Raw genomic sequence first — 14,275 nt, forward strand, 5'->3', positions numbered from 1 at the left:
TCCGCGCTTCCGCCCCGGGGCAATTCCGCGCTTCCGCCCCGGGGCAACTACGCACTTCAGCCCCGGGGCAATTTCGCACTTCTGCCCACCACGGCGGCGTCCGATTTCCGCCAGTGGACCGGCCGCGGGCCTGCCATGCTCGATGTCATGACGGCCTCCCTCGACCACGAGCGCTGCTACCGCGCGGTGGCAGGCCGCGACGCCCGCTTCGACGGCTGGTTCTTCACCGCGGTCGCGACGACGGGCATCTACTGCCGCCCCTCCTGCCCGGCCCGCACGCCGCTGGCGGCCAACGTCTCCTTCTTCACCACGGCCGCCGCCGCGCAGGCCGCCGGCTACCGCGCCTGCCGCCGCTGCCGGCCCGACGCGGTGCCGGGCTCGCCGGAGTGGGACGTCCGCGCCGACGTCGTCGCCCGGGCGATGCGGCTGATCGCCGACGGCGAGGTCGAGCGGGCGGGCGTCCCCGGGCTGGCCGCGCGCCTCGGCTACTCCGAGCGGCAGCTGCACCGCCACCTGGTCGGCGAGCTGGGGGTCGGCGCGCTCGCCCTCGCCCGCGCGCAGCGGGCGCAGACCGCCCGGGTACTGCTGGAGACGACGGCCCTGCCGGTCGCCGACGTCGCATTCGCCGCGGGGTTCGCCAGCGTCCGGCAGTTCAACGACACCGTCCGGGCGGTCTTCGCCTCCACGCCGTCGGACCTGCGCCGCCGCCGTCCCAGCGCGGAGGCCGGCACGCCCGGCGAGCTCACCGTGCGGCTGGCCGCCCGCCCGCCGTTCGACGCCACGGAGGTGCTGCTGTTCCTCGGCGCGCACGCCGTGCCCGGCCTGGAGGAGTGGGACGGGACGACGTTCTCCCGCGTGCTCGACCTGCCGCACGGGCCGGCCGTGGTGCACCTGTCCCCCGCCGGGGACTCCGCCGTCACCGCGCGGCTGCGGCTGGGTCGGCTGCGCGACCTCGGCGCCGCCGTGGCCCGCTGCCGGCGCCTGCTGGACCTCGACGCCGACCCGGCCGCCGTCGACGACGTGCTCGGCGCCGACCCCGCCCTGTCCGCACTCGTGGCCGCGGCGCCCGGACGCCGGGTGCCGACCTCCCCCGACGCGGCCGAGTGCGCCGTGCGCGCGGTGCTCGGGCAGCAGGTGTCGGTGGCCGGCGCCCGCACGCTCACCGCCCGGCTGCTGCCCCTGGCAGGGACGCCCCTGCCCGAACCGGTCGGCACGCTGACCCACGCCTTTCCCCGGCCCGAGGCCCTCGCGGCGGCCGACCTCACCGCGGTGGGGCTGACCGGCGCCCGCCGCGCCACCGTCACCGCGCTCACCGGGGCACTGGCCTCCGGCGACGTCGTCCTCGACCCGGGCGCCGACCGCGACGAGGTGATGCGCTCGCTGCTCGCCGTCCCCGGGATCGGCCCGTGGACGGCGGCCCTGGTCGGGCTGCGCGGCCTCGCCGACCCCGACGTGTGGCTGCCCGGAGACCTCGCGCTGCGCCGCTCCCTGGCCGCGCTCGGCAGCTCCGACGCCGACGCCGCCACCCGCTGGCGCCCCTGGCGCTCCTACGCGGTGCTGCACCTCTGGGCGCTGGCCGTGCCCGCCCTCTTCCGCCGACCCCTGCCCGCCCCCGCCGAACGGAGCGCCTCATGACCCCCACCCGACCGCCCGCCGCGGCCCCGGCCCGCACCGCCACCGTGGCCACGCCGCCCGGACCGTTCACCGTCGTCGTCACCGACGGGCCGGACGGCGACGTCGTCCTGGCCGGCGGCTGGACCGGCGACCTCGGCGACCTGCTGCCCGTCGTCCACCCCTCGCTGCGGCCGGAGTCGGTGGCAGCGGTCCCGTGGCTGCCCGTGCTCGACGTCGTCGAGGCCTTCCACTCCGGCGAGGTGGGCGCGATCGACGAGGTGGCGGTGCGCCAGCGGTCGGGGCCGTTCCTGACCGAGGCGTGGGAGGTGCTGCGGACCGTGCCCGCCGGCCGGCCCGACACCTATGCCGCCTTCGCCGCGCGCTGCGGCCGGCCCGCCGCCGTCCGCGCCGCGGCCAACGCCTGCGCCCGCAACGCCGCCGCCCTGTTCGTGCCGTGCCACCGGGTGCTCGGGTCCGACGGCGGGCTGGGCGGCTTCCGGTGGGGCACCGACGTGAAGCGCTGGCTGCTCGACCACGAGGCGGAGCACGCCGCGGTCCCTGTCTGAGACCCGGGCATAGGAAGCAATCCCCACGTTGCCGGCCGCGGAACGTGCGGAAAGCTTCCTATGCCTCGGCGCCGCGCCGCGGTTCTGTCGGTGGGGTGATGCACCCTGCCGGACGTGGACGCCGCCTCCCTCCTGCTCGGTCTGCTGCTGGGTGCGCTGCTGGCCACCGCGGTCACCCTCGCGGCCGTCGCCCTGCTCGCCCGCCGCCGGCCGGCCGACACCGGGCTCGAGCCGGTGCACGAGTCCCTGGATCACCTGCACCGGCTGCTGGCCGGGATCGAGCGCGACCGCGCCACGGCGCACGGGGAGCTGCGCGAGCAGATGGGCACCGTCGGGCAGACGTCGGCGCAGCTGCGCCACGAGACCGCCGCGCTGGTCACCGCCCTGCGCACGCCGCACGTGCGCGGGCGCTGGGGCGAGGTGCAGCTGCGCCGGGTGGTCGAGGTGGCCGGCCTGCTCGAACACTGCGACTTCGTCGAACAGCCCTCGGGCACGAACGACGCCGGCGCCGGGGTCCGTCCCGACCTCGTCGTGACCCTCGCCGACGGGCGCCAGGTGGTGGTCGACGCCAAGGTGCCGTTCACCGGCTACATCGACGCCGTCCAGGCCACCGACCAGGCGGTGCGTGCCGAGCGCATCGCCGACCACGCCCGCCAGCTCCGCGCGCACGTCGACGCCCTGGCCGCCCGCCGCTACCCGACCGCCTTCCGGCCCGCCGCGCCGTTCACCGTGCTGTTCGTCCCCTCCGACGGCTTCCTCACGACCGCGCTCGAGGCCGAGCCCGGGCTGCTGGAGTACGGCTTCGCCCGCGACATCGTGCTGGCCACCCCCAGCACGCTGCTCGCCCTGCTGCGCACCGTCGCCTACTCCTGGCGGCAGGAGCGGCTGGCCCGCGACGCCGACCAGGTGCTCGAGGTGGGCCGCCGGCTGCACGCCCGGCTGACCACCCTGTCGGGCCACCTGACCCGGCTCGGCTCCGCGCTGGGCACCGCGACGGCCCGCTACAACGACACGGTCGGCTCCTACGAGCGGTCGGTGCTCACCGCCGCCCGCCGCTTCGACGAGCTCGGCATCGCCGAGAGCGAGGTGCCCACCCCGCCGCCCGTCGAGGCCACGGTGCGCGCGCTGCGGCCGCCCGTACCGCAGGGGGAAGGCGACGCACCCGGCTCGCTGACCAGCCGCGACGGCACCGGCGGCTGAGGGCGCAGGCGCGCGGCACCTCCCCCGGCACTCCCGGCACCACGCGCCCCACCGCTCCCCGCCGACACGGGGAGTGGTGCCTGCCGCCGACCCGGTTGGGCAGATGTTGCCCGCGCGCGTCAGGCCTCGCCTGCCACCGAACCGCGGCGCGGCTCGCTACCGTTTCCCTCGACAGGGAGCCCCTCCCCGGGCTCCCCGCGAACGGGACGGGAGGTGCGCCATGGCCTCGGTGAGCACTGCCGACACCTGGCGGGAGACCGGAGCGCGCTCCGATCGATCCGCCGGCGGCTCCGGCACGCCCCACGCCGGCCGCCCGACGCCGGGCGCGCGCCCGGCCCGCCCGCCGCTGCCGCCCCTCCCCCCGCTCCCCCCGCTGCCCTCGCACGGCCGCTCCGGCACCCCCGGGCAGCGCCCCGCGGCCGCCGGCCGCCCCCCTTCCCCGCCGCCGCGCCCGGTCGGCCAGGGCCGCCCCGTCCAGCGGCCGGCCGTCCCCCCCGCGCCGCCGCACGATCCCGGCGACTACGGCCGCGCCACCCCCGGCTATCCCCGCTCGTCGGCCAGCCTGTCGGCGGCGGACGCCGGACGCCGCGGCGGCCGCCCCGACCACGACGAGGCCGGCCTGCCCGCCGGGAAGCAGCCGCGGTCCCCCCGCCAGCACGCCGAGCCCGCGGTCCCCGAGACCGGCAGTCGCCTGCGTGGCGTGTTCGCCGTCCTCGCCGTCCTGGTCGTCACGCTCGCCGCCGGGTTCGTCGACACGACCGGCGGTTCCGAGCTGGGACTGATCACGCTCGTCGGCCTCGTGGGCAGCACCGCGCTGGCCACCCTGCTGGTCCGCCGCCGCGACATCACCACGATGGTGGTCGCCCCGCCGCTGGTGTACCTGCTGGCCGTGACCGTCCTCGAGTTCCTCGACCGCGCCCCGGGCGACGGTCTCAAGCAGGTCGTCGCGAAGGTCGGCACCGAGCTCGCCCTCGGGCAGGGCTTCACGGTGATGGCCGCGGCCACCGGCACCGCGCTGGTCCTCGCCCTGGTCCGCTGGGCCGCCCGCAGGTAGCCCGCCCCCGAACGCCGAAGGGCCCCTCACCGGAGATCCGGTGAGGGGCCCTTCGCTCGTGCGCCCCCGTGGCGGGGGTCCCGTCGTCAGTCCTCGGTCGCGCGCCGCACCCGCAGCTCGTGGGGCAGGGCGAAGACGAGCCTCTCCTCCGCCGCCTTGACCGTCTCCACGTCGCCGAAGCCGCGCTCGGCCAGCCAGTCCAGCACCTCGTCGACGAGCACCTCGGGCACCGAGGCACCGCTGGTGACGCCGACCGTGCCGACGCCCTCGAGCCACGCCGGGTCGATCTCGGCGGCGTAGTCGACCAGGTGCGAGTCGCGGGCGCCGGCCTCCAGCGCCACCTCGACCAGCCGGACCGAGTTCGACGAGTTCGTCGAGCCGACGACGATCACCAGGTCGCAGCCCGGCGCCATCTGCTTGACCGCCTGCTGGCGGTTCTGCGTGGCGTAGCAGATGTCGTCGCTGGGCGGGGCCTGCAGCGTGGGGAAACGCTCGCGGAGCCGGTCCACGGTCGCCAGCGTCTCGTCGACCGAGAGCGTCGTCTGCGACAGCCAGACCACCTTCTCCGGATCGCGGACCTGCACGCTGGCGACGTCGTCCGCGCCGTCCACCAGCTGGATGTGTGCCGGGGCCTCGCCGGAGGTGCCCTCGACCTCCTCGTGACCGCGGTGGCCGATGAGCAGGATGTCGAAGTCGTCCTTGGCGAACCGCTTGGCCTCCGAGTGCACCTTGGTCACCAGCGGGCACGTCGCGTCGATGGTGCGCAGGGAGCGCTGCGCGGCCTCCTCGTGCACGGCCGGGGAGACGCCGTGCGCGCTGAAGACGACGACGGAGCCCTCGGGCACCTCCTCGGTCTCCTCGACGAAGACCGCGCCTCGCCGCTCCAGCGTGGCGACGACGTGCTTGTTGTGCACGATCTGCTTCCGGACGTAGACCGGTGCGCCGTGGATCTCCAGAGCCCGCTCCACGGCCACCACCGCGCGGTCGACCCCGGCGCAGTAGCCCCGCGGGTCGGCGAGCAGGACGCGTCCGCGCTGATCAGCCATGACCCGATGGTAGTGACAGGACCCACCTGCCCCCCGTCGCTCGCGACCCCGCGGCGGGACCCCGCAGGTGGGGCCGGGGCCAAGGTGACGGAACTCATGCCTCGACCGGGTACTTCGGGGGCGGTCACGCTGCCGGACGTGCGCCCCTGCGGCACGCTGGAGACATGTCCCGTCAGATCCCCGAGCCCATCCGCGCCTACGTCGGACTCGCCGCCACCGTCCTCGACGAGGCCCGCAAGCTCCCCGAGACGCTTCCGGGGCTGCCGGTGCGCGTCGTGGGCCTGGCGATGCAGACCGCGCTCAAGGTCCAGCAGCAGTGGGCGGGGCTGGTCGCCCGCGGCGACGAGGCCCTGACCGGGCTGCGCGGCGAGAACGAGCCCGGCCTGGCCACCTTCGACGACGACGTCGACGACGCGCCGGCGCCCTCCGCGCGCGCCTCGGCCTTCGACCGCGCGGCCGTCGACGTGCCCGACCACGACGACCTGGCCGTCGAGGACACCGCCGCGGCGCTCGACGAGACCGACGCCGTCGCGCCACCGGTCCTCGTCGACGACGAGGTGTCCGGGCTGGCCGCCGTGCCCGACCCGGCGGAGGTCGCGGAGACGCTGCAGGACATCACCGACCAGGTCGCCGCGCTCGACGAGGCCGCGGCCCTCGCCGACGCCGCGGCCGTGCTGACCGCCGAGGACGCCCTCGAGTCGGCGCTGCTGGAGAACGACGGCGCCGGGGAGACCGCCGAGGCACCGGCCGACACCGAGCTCCCGACCGCCGACGTCGAGGTCACCGAGGTCGACGTGCTCGGTCCCGACGGCGACGTCGAGACCGTTGCGGCGACCATCACCGACGAGGCGATCGCCGCGCCCGAGACCCCCGCCGACCTCGAGCCGGCCGCCGCCGCCGACACCCCCGCGCCCGACGCCGCGCCCGATGCCGAGGCCGTACCCGAGCCCGGTTCCACCGACGACGGCGGCGCGGCGCCCACCGACGAGCCCCAGGGCGGTGGCGACCTCCCCGGCTCCCAGGCCGCCGGTTCCGCCCCCATCAGCGGCTACGACGGCTGGACGGTCGCCCAGCTCCGCGGGCGACTGCGCGGCTACCAGCTGTCGACGGTCACCGACCTGCTGGCCTACGAGGAGTCCACCCGCGCCCGCGAGCCCTTCGTGCGGATGCTGCGCAACCGCCTGGAGAAGCTGGAGCGCCAGGCCGTCGACGCGAGCCCGCTCGCCCCGCGCGGCATGTAGCCCGGCGCCCGACGGCCTGCCGATCCGGGCACGGGCCGTCGGACCCGCATGGCACGCTCGGGTCATGACGGCTGACCGCGGGCGCGCATGACCAGCCCGTCGTCACCCGAGGCGCCGTGGCCGGTCCGCACGGTGGCCCGCAAGGTCGCCGAGTGGATCGGCCGGCTCGGCGAGGTCTGGGTCGAGGGGCAGGTCGCCCAGCTGTCCCGCCGGGGTGCGGGCACGGTGTTCCTCACCCTGCGCGACCCGGCGGCCGACCTGTCGGTGCCGGTGACGTGCGCCCGCGACGTCGCCGACCGGCCCGGGCTCGAGCTGGCCGAGGGCGCCCGGGTGATCGTCCGGGCGCGACCCGACTACTACATCGCCCGCGGCTCGTTCTCCCTGCGCGCCACCGAGATCCGCGCCGTCGGCCTCGGCGAACTGCTCGCCCGCATCGAGCGGATCCGCCGGCTCCTCACCGCCGAGGGGCTCTTCGACGCCGCCCGCAAGCGCCCGCTGCCGTTCGCCCCGGCGGTCGTCGGCCTGGTGACCGGCAAGGACAGCGCGGCGGAGCGGGACGTGCTCGTCACCGCGCGGCGGCGGTGGCCCGCGGTCCGCTTCGCCGTCCAGCACACCCTCGTGCAGGGGCCGTCGGCCGCCGGCTCGGTGATCGAGGCGCTCCAGCGGCTCGACCGCGACAGCGCCGTCGAGGTCATCGTCATCGCCCGCGGCGGCGGCTCGGTGGAGGACCTGCTGCCGTTCTCCGACGAGGGTCTGGTGCGCGCGATCGCCGCGTGCCGCACCCCGGTCGTCACCGCCGTCGGACACGAGACCGACACGACGCTGGTCGACCACGTCGCCGACGTCCGCGCCGCGACCCCGACCGACGCCGCGCACCGGGTGGTGCCCGAGATCGGCGAGCAGAGCCGGCTGGTCGCGACCCTGCGGGCCCGCGCCCGGCACGTGCTGTCCGGCCGCCTGGAGCAGCAGGAGCGCTGGCTGGAGGGGGTGCGCAGCCGGCCGGTCCTCGCCGCTCCGGAGCGGATGCTGCACGGCCGGGCGGACGACGTCGCCGCGCTGCGCGCCCGCGCCCTGCGCACGCTCACCCACCGTGTGGAGGGCGCCGAGCGCGACCTCGAGCACGCCCGCGCCCGCGTGGCCGCCCTCTCCCCGGCGGCGACGCTGGAGCGCGGCTACGCGGTGGTGCAGCGGGCCGACGGCGCGCTGGTGCGCGACCCGGCGGAGGTCGGCGACGACGAGCGGCTCACCGTGCGGGTGGCCGGGGGGCGGCTGCCCGTGCGGGTCGCCAGGGAGGATGGACGACCGTGACCACGCCAGCGGAGAGCACCCCGGCCGGAGACGACGCGCCGACGACCACCTACGAGCAGGCCCGCGAGGAACTGGCCGACGTCGTGCGGCGGCTGGAGGCCGGCGGGCTCACGCTCGAGGAGTCGCTCGCCCTCTGGGAGCGCGGCGAGCACCTCGCCGAGCTGTGCCAGCACTGGCTGGACCGGGCGCGCGAGCGGCTGGCCGCCGCGGCTCCCGCCAACGACGACCAGCGGTAGTCAGGCGGCCGCGCCCTCGCTCGCGACCGGGGACGGAATCGCCACGTCCAGCGCCGCGAGCAGCTGGGCGGCGCGCTCGCGCAACAGCTCCGACGCCGCGGGGTCCAGCACGCCGGGGCCGTCGCGCAGGCAGCGCTCGAGCAGCGCCAGGACGTCGGCGCCGATCGGCTCGGGCGCGGGCCTGCGGGCGGGAATGCGCGTGACCATGCCGCAGGGGCACGACCCGCCGGTGGAGGGCGCGCGGTGGTCGCCACCGCGGCACACGCCGATTCCGTTCATGCCGGACTCCTCACCGAGCACGGGAACCCCGCACGTCGCGCGGGGCCGGGCGACGAGAGTCCCGCCCACCCCACGCGTCACACGGCGCGGCGCACCGCAGCGTCACCAAGTCGTGACGTGACACACACCGTTCAGTCGGCTACCGCGCGCACCGCGGCCGCGACGGTCTCCAGCTCCGCCGCGCTGCCCGACCCGGTCACCAGCACGGTGACGTCGCCGGCCACGCGCGACAGCGCCGTCTCGCCGCGCTCCGTGCTCGACCGGGTCCACTCGCGCCCGCCGATCTGCACCGTGCCGCGGACCTCGGACCCGGCGAGGACGTCGTCCACCTCGGGGGCGTCCGGGTCGTCGCTGGTCACGTAGCCCACGTACTCCTCGGACGGGGTCACGTAGTCGACCCGCAGGGTCACCGGGTCACCCGGGGCACCCCGGACGTCGGTGTCGGTCGCCCGGTAACCCTCCGGCAGGCCGACCGGCGCCTCGAGCGGGTACGTCGCGTACTCGGCCGCGCGACCGATGCTGGGCGCGGGGTCCATCGCCGCCACGGGGGTGTCCGGCTCGTCGCGCAGGAAGGCCAGCCACGCCACGATCACCAGGCAGATGACCACGAGCGGCGCCAGCGAGCGCAGCATGTTCCCCGCGCTCATGCGGTTGGCGCGCTCCACCGCGGAGGCCGGCGGCGGCAGTTCTTCCGAGGCCGACTGCTGCTGCTGGTCCGGCGGGCCCGCTGTGGTCATACCCCTAGGATCGCAGCACAGCTTCCCCGCTTCGCCGCCGTCGTCCCGTCGACCGCGCGTCCGTGGCCCCCTCCGAGACCGCGAGGGGCTCCGGAAGGGGTTCCTACGTTGGAGGTCCCGTGTCCCTGCCGCTCCCCGATGGCCAGCCGACCACCAGGCGCGCGAGCACCTTCCTCGCCGACCGCCCGGCGCCGGACCGCAACCTGGCCCTGGAGCTGGTCCGCGTGACCGAGGCCGGGGCCATGGCAGCCGGTCGCTGGGTCGGCCGCGGGGACAAGAACGGCGGGGACGGCGCCGCCGTCGACGCCATGCGCGCGCTCATCGGCACGGTGAGCATGCGCGGGGTCGTCGTCATCGGCGAGGGCGAGAAGGACGAGGCGCCCATGCTCTACAACGGCGAGTCGGTCGGCGACGGCTACGGCCCCGAGACCGACGTGGCGGTCGACCCGGTCGACGGCACCACCCTCATGGCCAAGGGCATGCCCAACGCCATCTCGGTCATGGCCGTGGCCGACCGCGGCGCGATGTACGACCCGTCGGCGGTCTTCTACATGGAGAAGATCGCGGTCGGCCCGTCCGCCGCCGACGTCGTCGACATCACCGCACCCGTCGCGGAGAACATCCGCCGGGTCGCCAAGGCCAAGCACTCCTCGGTCGCCGACGTGACGGTCTGCATCCTCGACCGACCGCGGCACCAGCAGCTGGTGCAGGAGGTCCGCGAGGCCGGCGCCCGGATCAAGTTCATCAGCGACGGCGACGTGGCCGGCGCGATCGCCGCGGCGCGCGAGGGCACCGGCGTGGACATGCTCGTGGGCATCGGCGGCACGCCCGAGGGGATCATCGCGGCCTGCGCCCTCAAGTGCATGGGCGGGGCGCTGCAGGGGCGGCTGTGGCCCCAGGACGACGCCGAGCGGCAGAAGGCGATCGACGCCGGGCACGATCTCGACCGGGTGCTCTCCATCGACGACCTGGTCACCGGCGACGTCTTCTTCGTCGCCACCGGCGTCACCGACGGCGAACTCCTGCGCGGCGTCCAGTACCGGGCGGGCGGGTGCACCACCCAGTCGCTGGTCATGCGGTCGCGCTCGGGCACGATCCGGCTGATCGACAGCCTGCACTCGCTGGAGAAGCTGCGCGCCTACTCGGCCGTGCCCTTCGACCGCAGCGACCTCGCGGACTGACCGGCGCCCAGCCCCACCAGCCCGCTGCGCGGGCTTCCCGTCCCGGCCACTCTGCCGGCGGTCTCCTGACGTTGCGGGCGCGATCGCCCCGGCAACGTCCCGAGGTCGCCGGCAGGGTCGCTGCCGAGCCGGGTCCGGACCCCGGTGGACCCGGCGCCGGCTGCGAACCGGTCGCGTCTCAGCCCCACCACTTCCGCTTCGCCGGCTCGCCGGGCGCCAGGCTGCGCAGCCGCAGGTCCCCGAAGACCGTGCGAGCGCTGACCACCACCAGCGGCGTGCCGGCGGCGCGCGGCACCGGCGCGAGCTGGGTGCGCTTGTCGCCGAAGACGGTCCAGCCGCTCAGCTCGGCCTCCACGCCCTCGTCGACGACGACGTCCACGTCGCCGAAGACGGCGCCCAGCCGCAGCTCCACCCGGTCCGCGCTCGTGCGCAGCCCGCGGAGGTCGAGCCGGATGTCGCCGAACACGGTGGCCACGGCCTGCGGCAGCCCCGTCGTCCCCTGCAGGACGACGTCGCCGAACAGCGACGTCATCCGCTCCGGAGCACGCGCACCGACGACCGCCGCGGCCGCCGGTGCCGGTGCCGCCGTCCCTCCCGGGAGGTCCGCCACCAGCCCGGCGAGCTCGGCGGTGGTCACGGCCCCGTGCGCCGCGGCGGCACGCTCGCCGAACTCGTCGACGTCGATGCGGCCCTCGGCGAGCGCGGTCTGCAGCCGCGCGACCACGGCCTCGCGGTCGGCGTCGGAGGCCCGGACCGCCGGGGGGCGATCGGCGTCGTCGTCGGTCACCCCCCGACCGTAGACGGCGACGGCCCCGCCGCCCGGAGACCGGGCGACGGGGCCGTCGACTGCGTTGGTGCTCAGCTGCTGGGGTAGCGCCCCAGGCAGTAGTCGTCCGGCGCGGTGGCCGCATTCCGGCCCCCGCAGGTGAGGCCGTACTGGTAGTACGCGTCGAGACCCGACGCGCCCTCGAAGCCGCGCATCACGTCGCAGGCGAACATCTCGCCCTCCTCGCACAGGTCGGCGAACTCCTGGATCTCCGGGGGCGCGCCCGTCGGCGCCGGGCCGGCCGCGGGCAGGTTGGTCGAGCCACCGCCCGAGCCACCGCCGGAACCGCCACCCGTGCTGCCGCCCGAACCGGTGCCCGAGCCCAGGCGCGACTCGCAGGTGCCGGACTCGTACTCGATCCGGCCGCCGCAGGTGCCGCCGTACTCCTCCCACGTCGAGTCGACCGGGGTGTCGAGCCACAGGTCGTCGCAGGCCCCCATGTCGCCCTCGTAGCAGGCGTCGGCCTGGTCCTGCCAGTCCCCCTCCTCGTCCGGGCCGAGGCCCGTGGGCGGCTCGCCCTCGGGGAGGTCGTCGGAACCCGAGCCACCGCTGGAGGTGGACGGCCGGGACGACGAGGAGCTGGACGACGAGCTCGACGACGAACTCTCGCTGGTCGACGTCGAGGCCGAGGTGGTGGACGGCGACGACGTGTTGTCCTTGTCGTCGTCCTTCAGCAGGAAGAACAGACCCACGCCGACACCGGCCAGGACGACCACGACCGCGACGATGATCGCGATGAGCTTTCCGCTGCCGCCGCCCGAGGAACCCCCCGGGCCGCCGGGGCCGTAGCCGGGCGGGGGCCCACCCGGACCGCCGGGGCCACCGTACTGCGGCTGCCCGTACTGGGGCTGGCCGTACTCCGGCTGGCCGTACTGCGGCTGCCCGTACTGGGGCTGGCCGTACTGCGGCTGCCCGTACTCCGGCTGCGGCTGCTGCCCGTACTGGGGCTGGCCGTATTCCGGCTGGCCGAACTGCGCGGTCTGGTCGCGCTGGTCGCCCGGCTGGCCGTACTGACCCGGCTGGAACTGCTGCGTGGGCGGAGCGGGCTGGCCGATCTGCTGGGTGGGCTCGTCCGCGGGGCCGCCCTGGCCCGGCTGCTGGCCCCAGCCCTGGTCGGCAGGCTGCTGACCCGAGGGGTCGGAGCCACCCTGAGGCGGATACGGCGGCTGAGACATGGTGCGGACTCCTCGGGACGGCGGAACGGCTCACGGCGGAACGTGGCCAGGGGATGCTATGTGGCCCGCTGGGGCCCGACCAGCACGGTCGGGTCACGTCGGGCCGCGGAGGCACCCTCGGCGTCCGCGGTTGCGGAGGACTTGCGGACTGCTGGGAACGCGCCGGGGAACCCCTCGTCGGGGCACCGTACGGCCGCGGGAGCCCGTACGGGCCGCGGCGCGAGCACCGCCTCCTCCGGAGGGGGCAGCGTGCGGCATCTAGGGTCCCTCCCGGAGCACCCATCCCACTCACCTCACGGGAGCGCAGCCATGCCCCCAGCCGATCAGGCCCCCCAGGGCGGTCCCCGGACCGCCGACGCGGAGTACCGCGTCGAGCACGACTCGATGGGGGAGGTGCGCGTCCCGGCCTGGGCCAAGTGGCGGGCGCAGACCCAGCGCGCCGTCGAGAACTTCCCCATCTCGGGCACGCCGATCGAGCGTGCCCTCATCGGCGCGCTGGCGGCCATCAAGGGCGCGGCTGCGAGCGTGAACGCCGACCTCGGCGTGCTCGACGCCGAGATCGCCGGCGCCGTCCGCGAGGCCGCCACGCGCGTGGCCCAGGGCGAGTTCGACGAGCACTTCCCGATCGACGTGTTCCAGACCGGTTCCGGCACGTCGAGCAACATGAACACCAACGAGGTCATCGCGACCCTCGCCACCGAGTCCCTCGGCCGGCCGGTGCACCCCAACGACCACGTCAACGCGTCGCAGTCGTCCAACGACGTGTTCCCCTCGGCCATCCACGTGGCGGCCACCAGCGCGATCGTCCGCGACCTGATCCCGGCACTGCAGCACCTCGAGCTGTCGCTGTCGCGCAAGGCCGACGAGTACGTCGGCGTGGTCAAGAGCGGCCGCACCCACCTCATGGACGCCACGCCGGTCACCCTCGGCCAGGAGTTCGGTGGGTACGCCGCCGCCGTCCGCTACGGCATCGAGCGGCTGCGGGCCTCCCTCCCCCGCATCGGCGAGCTGCCGCTGGGCGGCACCGCCGTCGGTACCGGCATCAACACCCCGCCCGGGTTCGCCGCGAAGATCATCGAGAAGCTGGCCGGCGAGCTCGACCTGCCGCTGACCGAGGCCCGGGACCACTTCGAGGCGCAGAGCTCGCGCGACGGCCTGGTCGAGGCCTCGGGCCAGCTCAAGACGATCGCAGTCGGCCTCGTCAAGATCGCCAACGACCTGCGCTGGATGGGCTCGGGACCGCGCACCGGCCTGGCCGAGATCAACCTGCCCGACCTCCAGCCGGGCAGCTCGATCATGCCCGGCAAGGTGAACCCGGTGATCCCGGAGGCGACTATCCAGGTCGCCGCCCAGGTCATCGGCAACGACGCGGCGGTCACCTTCGCCGGGACGACGGGCGTCTTCGAGCTCAACGTGACGCTGCCGCTCATGGCCCGCAACGTGCTCGAGTCGATCCGGCTGCTGGCCAACGTCAGCCGGGTGCTCGCCGACCGCTGCGTGGACGGGATCACCGCCAACGTCGACCGCTGCCGCGAGTACGCCGAGTCCTCCCCCTCGATCGTCACGCCGCTGAACAAGTACATCGGCTACGAGGAGGCGGCGATCGTGGCCAAGCAGTCGCTCAAGGAGCAGAAGACGATCCGGCAGGTCGTCCTGGAGCGCGGCTACGTCGAGCAGGGAAAGCTCACCGAGACCCAGCTCGACGAGGCCCTCGACGTCCTCTCGATGACCCACCCCTGACCCGTCCCCGGCGGGGATCGGGGGCCGTCTCCACGGCCCCGATCCCTGCCGAGGCGGTGCCACCCGGTGGCA

Annotated in this window: 14 protein-coding genes; 9 read left to right on the forward strand and 5 right to left on the reverse strand. The window is 75.8% G+C overall.

The window, feature by feature from the left end; genetic code table 11:
- The first annotated feature begins 147 nt into the window (after positions 1–147).
- From BMY88_RS08375 to BMY88_RS08390, 4 genes are all read left to right on the forward strand, one after another.
- The gene (locus BMY88_RS08375; RefSeq protein WP_091942367.1) at positions 148–1,635 is read left to right on the forward strand and encodes an AlkA N-terminal domain-containing protein; all 1,488 of its coding nucleotides are present in this window, start codon (positions 148–150) and stop codon (positions 1,633–1,635) included.
- Entirely contained in the window at positions 1,632–2,180 is a 549-nt protein-coding gene (locus BMY88_RS08380; RefSeq protein ID WP_091942068.1) for a methylated-DNA--[protein]-cysteine S-methyltransferase, read from the forward strand. Before BMY88_RS08375 ends, BMY88_RS08380 begins: the two co-directional genes overlap by 4 nt.
- Positions 2,181–2,294: 114 nt before the next feature.
- Positions 2,295–3,380, forward strand: a complete 1,086-nt coding sequence (locus BMY88_RS08385; protein WP_091942070.1) for a DNA recombination protein RmuC — start codon at positions 2,295–2,297, stop codon at positions 3,378–3,380.
- Positions 3,381–3,609: 229 nt separating this feature from the next.
- On the forward strand, positions 3,610–4,434 hold the full coding sequence (locus tag BMY88_RS08390) for a DUF6542 domain-containing protein (RefSeq protein WP_139220438.1): 825 nt from the start codon (positions 3,610–3,612) through the stop codon (positions 4,432–4,434).
- 86 nt (positions 4,435–4,520) lie between these two features.
- On the opposite strand, the gene BMY88_RS08395 is transcribed toward BMY88_RS08390, so the two are convergent.
- On the reverse strand, positions 4,521–5,480 hold the full coding sequence (locus tag BMY88_RS08395; RefSeq protein ID WP_091942074.1) for a 4-hydroxy-3-methylbut-2-enyl diphosphate reductase: 960 nt from the start codon (positions 5,478–5,480) through the stop codon (positions 4,521–4,523).
- Between the two features lie 164 nt (positions 5,481–5,644).
- Here BMY88_RS08395 and BMY88_RS08400 point away from each other — a divergent pair, with 164 nt between their 5' ends.
- From BMY88_RS08400 to BMY88_RS08410, 3 genes are all read left to right on the forward strand, one after another.
- On the forward strand, positions 5,645–6,721 hold the full coding sequence (locus tag BMY88_RS08400) for a lipid droplet-associated protein (protein ID WP_091942076.1): 1,077 nt from the start codon (positions 5,645–5,647) through the stop codon (positions 6,719–6,721).
- Positions 6,722–6,808: 87 nt separating this feature from the next.
- On the forward strand, positions 6,809–8,029 hold the full coding sequence (gene xseA, locus BMY88_RS08405; RefSeq protein ID WP_091942078.1) for an exodeoxyribonuclease VII large subunit: 1,221 nt from the start codon (positions 6,809–6,811) through the stop codon (positions 8,027–8,029).
- Positions 8,026–8,265, forward strand: coding sequence for an exodeoxyribonuclease VII small subunit (locus BMY88_RS08410; protein WP_091942080.1), 240 nt, complete (start codon positions 8,026–8,028; stop codon positions 8,263–8,265). The genes xseA and BMY88_RS08410 overlap by 4 nt, the downstream gene beginning before the upstream one ends.
- Here the strand turns inward: BMY88_RS08410 and BMY88_RS08415 are convergent, their stop codons facing one another.
- Positions 8,266–8,544 carry a hypothetical protein gene (locus BMY88_RS08415; protein WP_091942082.1) on the reverse strand — a complete coding sequence of 93 codons (279 nt, stop codon included), beginning with the start codon at positions 8,542–8,544 and terminating at the stop codon, positions 8,266–8,268.
- Between the two features lie 131 nt (positions 8,545–8,675).
- Positions 8,676–9,281, reverse strand: a complete 606-nt coding sequence (locus tag BMY88_RS08420; protein WP_091942083.1) for a DUF4245 domain-containing protein — start codon at positions 9,279–9,281, stop codon at positions 8,676–8,678.
- 119 nt (positions 9,282–9,400) lie between these two features.
- Here BMY88_RS08420 and glpX point away from each other — a divergent pair, with 119 nt between their 5' ends.
- Positions 9,401–10,462 carry a class II fructose-bisphosphatase gene (gene glpX / locus BMY88_RS08425; RefSeq protein WP_091942085.1) on the forward strand — a complete coding sequence of 354 codons (1,062 nt, stop codon included), beginning with the start codon at positions 9,401–9,403 and terminating at the stop codon, positions 10,460–10,462.
- 178 nt (positions 10,463–10,640) lie between these two features.
- Here the strand turns inward: glpX and BMY88_RS24350 are convergent, their stop codons facing one another.
- A complete protein-coding gene (locus tag BMY88_RS24350; protein ID WP_091942087.1) occupies positions 10,641–11,249 on the reverse strand; it encodes a DUF1707 SHOCT-like domain-containing protein in 609 nt (202 codons plus the stop codon).
- A 71-nt stretch (positions 11,250–11,320) separates the two neighbouring features.
- Complete coding sequence (locus BMY88_RS24355) at positions 11,321–12,463, reverse strand: hypothetical protein (protein WP_244524538.1); 1,143 nt, start codon at positions 12,461–12,463, stop codon at positions 11,321–11,323.
- A gap of 309 nt (positions 12,464–12,772) precedes the next feature.
- On the opposite strand from BMY88_RS24355, the gene BMY88_RS08440 reads away from it, so the two are divergent.
- Positions 12,773–14,203, forward strand: a complete 1,431-nt coding sequence (locus BMY88_RS08440; protein ID WP_091942089.1) for a class II fumarate hydratase — start codon at positions 12,773–12,775, stop codon at positions 14,201–14,203.
- The last annotated feature ends 72 nt before the right edge of the window (positions 14,204–14,275 follow it).

Origin of the sequence: Trujillonella endophytica, from assembly GCF_900110555.1 — a bacterium.
Classification (GTDB): Bacteria; Actinomycetota; Actinomycetes; order Mycobacteriales; family Geodermatophilaceae; genus Trujillonella; species Trujillonella endophytica.

Excerpts from the sequence above, each read along its gene's own strand:
- BMY88_RS08375 (WP_091942367.1), top strand. The coding sequence starts at position 148 with ATGACGGCCTCCCTCGACCACGAGCGCTGCTACCGCGCGGTGGCAGGC.
- BMY88_RS08380 (WP_091942068.1), top strand. The coding sequence starts at position 1,632 with ATGACCCCCACCCGACCGCCCGCCGCGGCCCCGGCCCGCACCGCCACC.
- BMY88_RS08395 (WP_091942074.1), bottom strand. The coding sequence starts at position 5,480 with ATGGCTGATCAGCGCGGACGCGTCCTGCTCGCCGACCCGCGGGGCTAC.
- BMY88_RS08400 (WP_091942076.1), top strand. The coding sequence starts at position 5,645 with ATGTCCCGTCAGATCCCCGAGCCCATCCGCGCCTACGTCGGACTCGCC.
- xseA (WP_091942078.1), top strand. The coding sequence starts at position 6,809 with ATGACCAGCCCGTCGTCACCCGAGGCGCCGTGGCCGGTCCGCACGGTG.
- BMY88_RS08415 (WP_091942082.1), bottom strand. The coding sequence starts at position 8,544 with ATGAACGGAATCGGCGTGTGCCGCGGTGGCGACCACCGCGCGCCCTCC.
- BMY88_RS08420 (WP_091942083.1), bottom strand. The coding sequence starts at position 9,281 with ATGACCACAGCGGGCCCGCCGGACCAGCAGCAGCAGTCGGCCTCGGAA.
- BMY88_RS24355 (WP_244524538.1), bottom strand. The coding sequence starts at position 12,463 with ATGTCTCAGCCGCCGTATCCGCCTCAGGGTGGCTCCGACCCCTCGGGT.
- BMY88_RS08440 (WP_091942089.1), top strand. The coding sequence starts at position 12,773 with ATGCCCCCAGCCGATCAGGCCCCCCAGGGCGGTCCCCGGACCGCCGAC.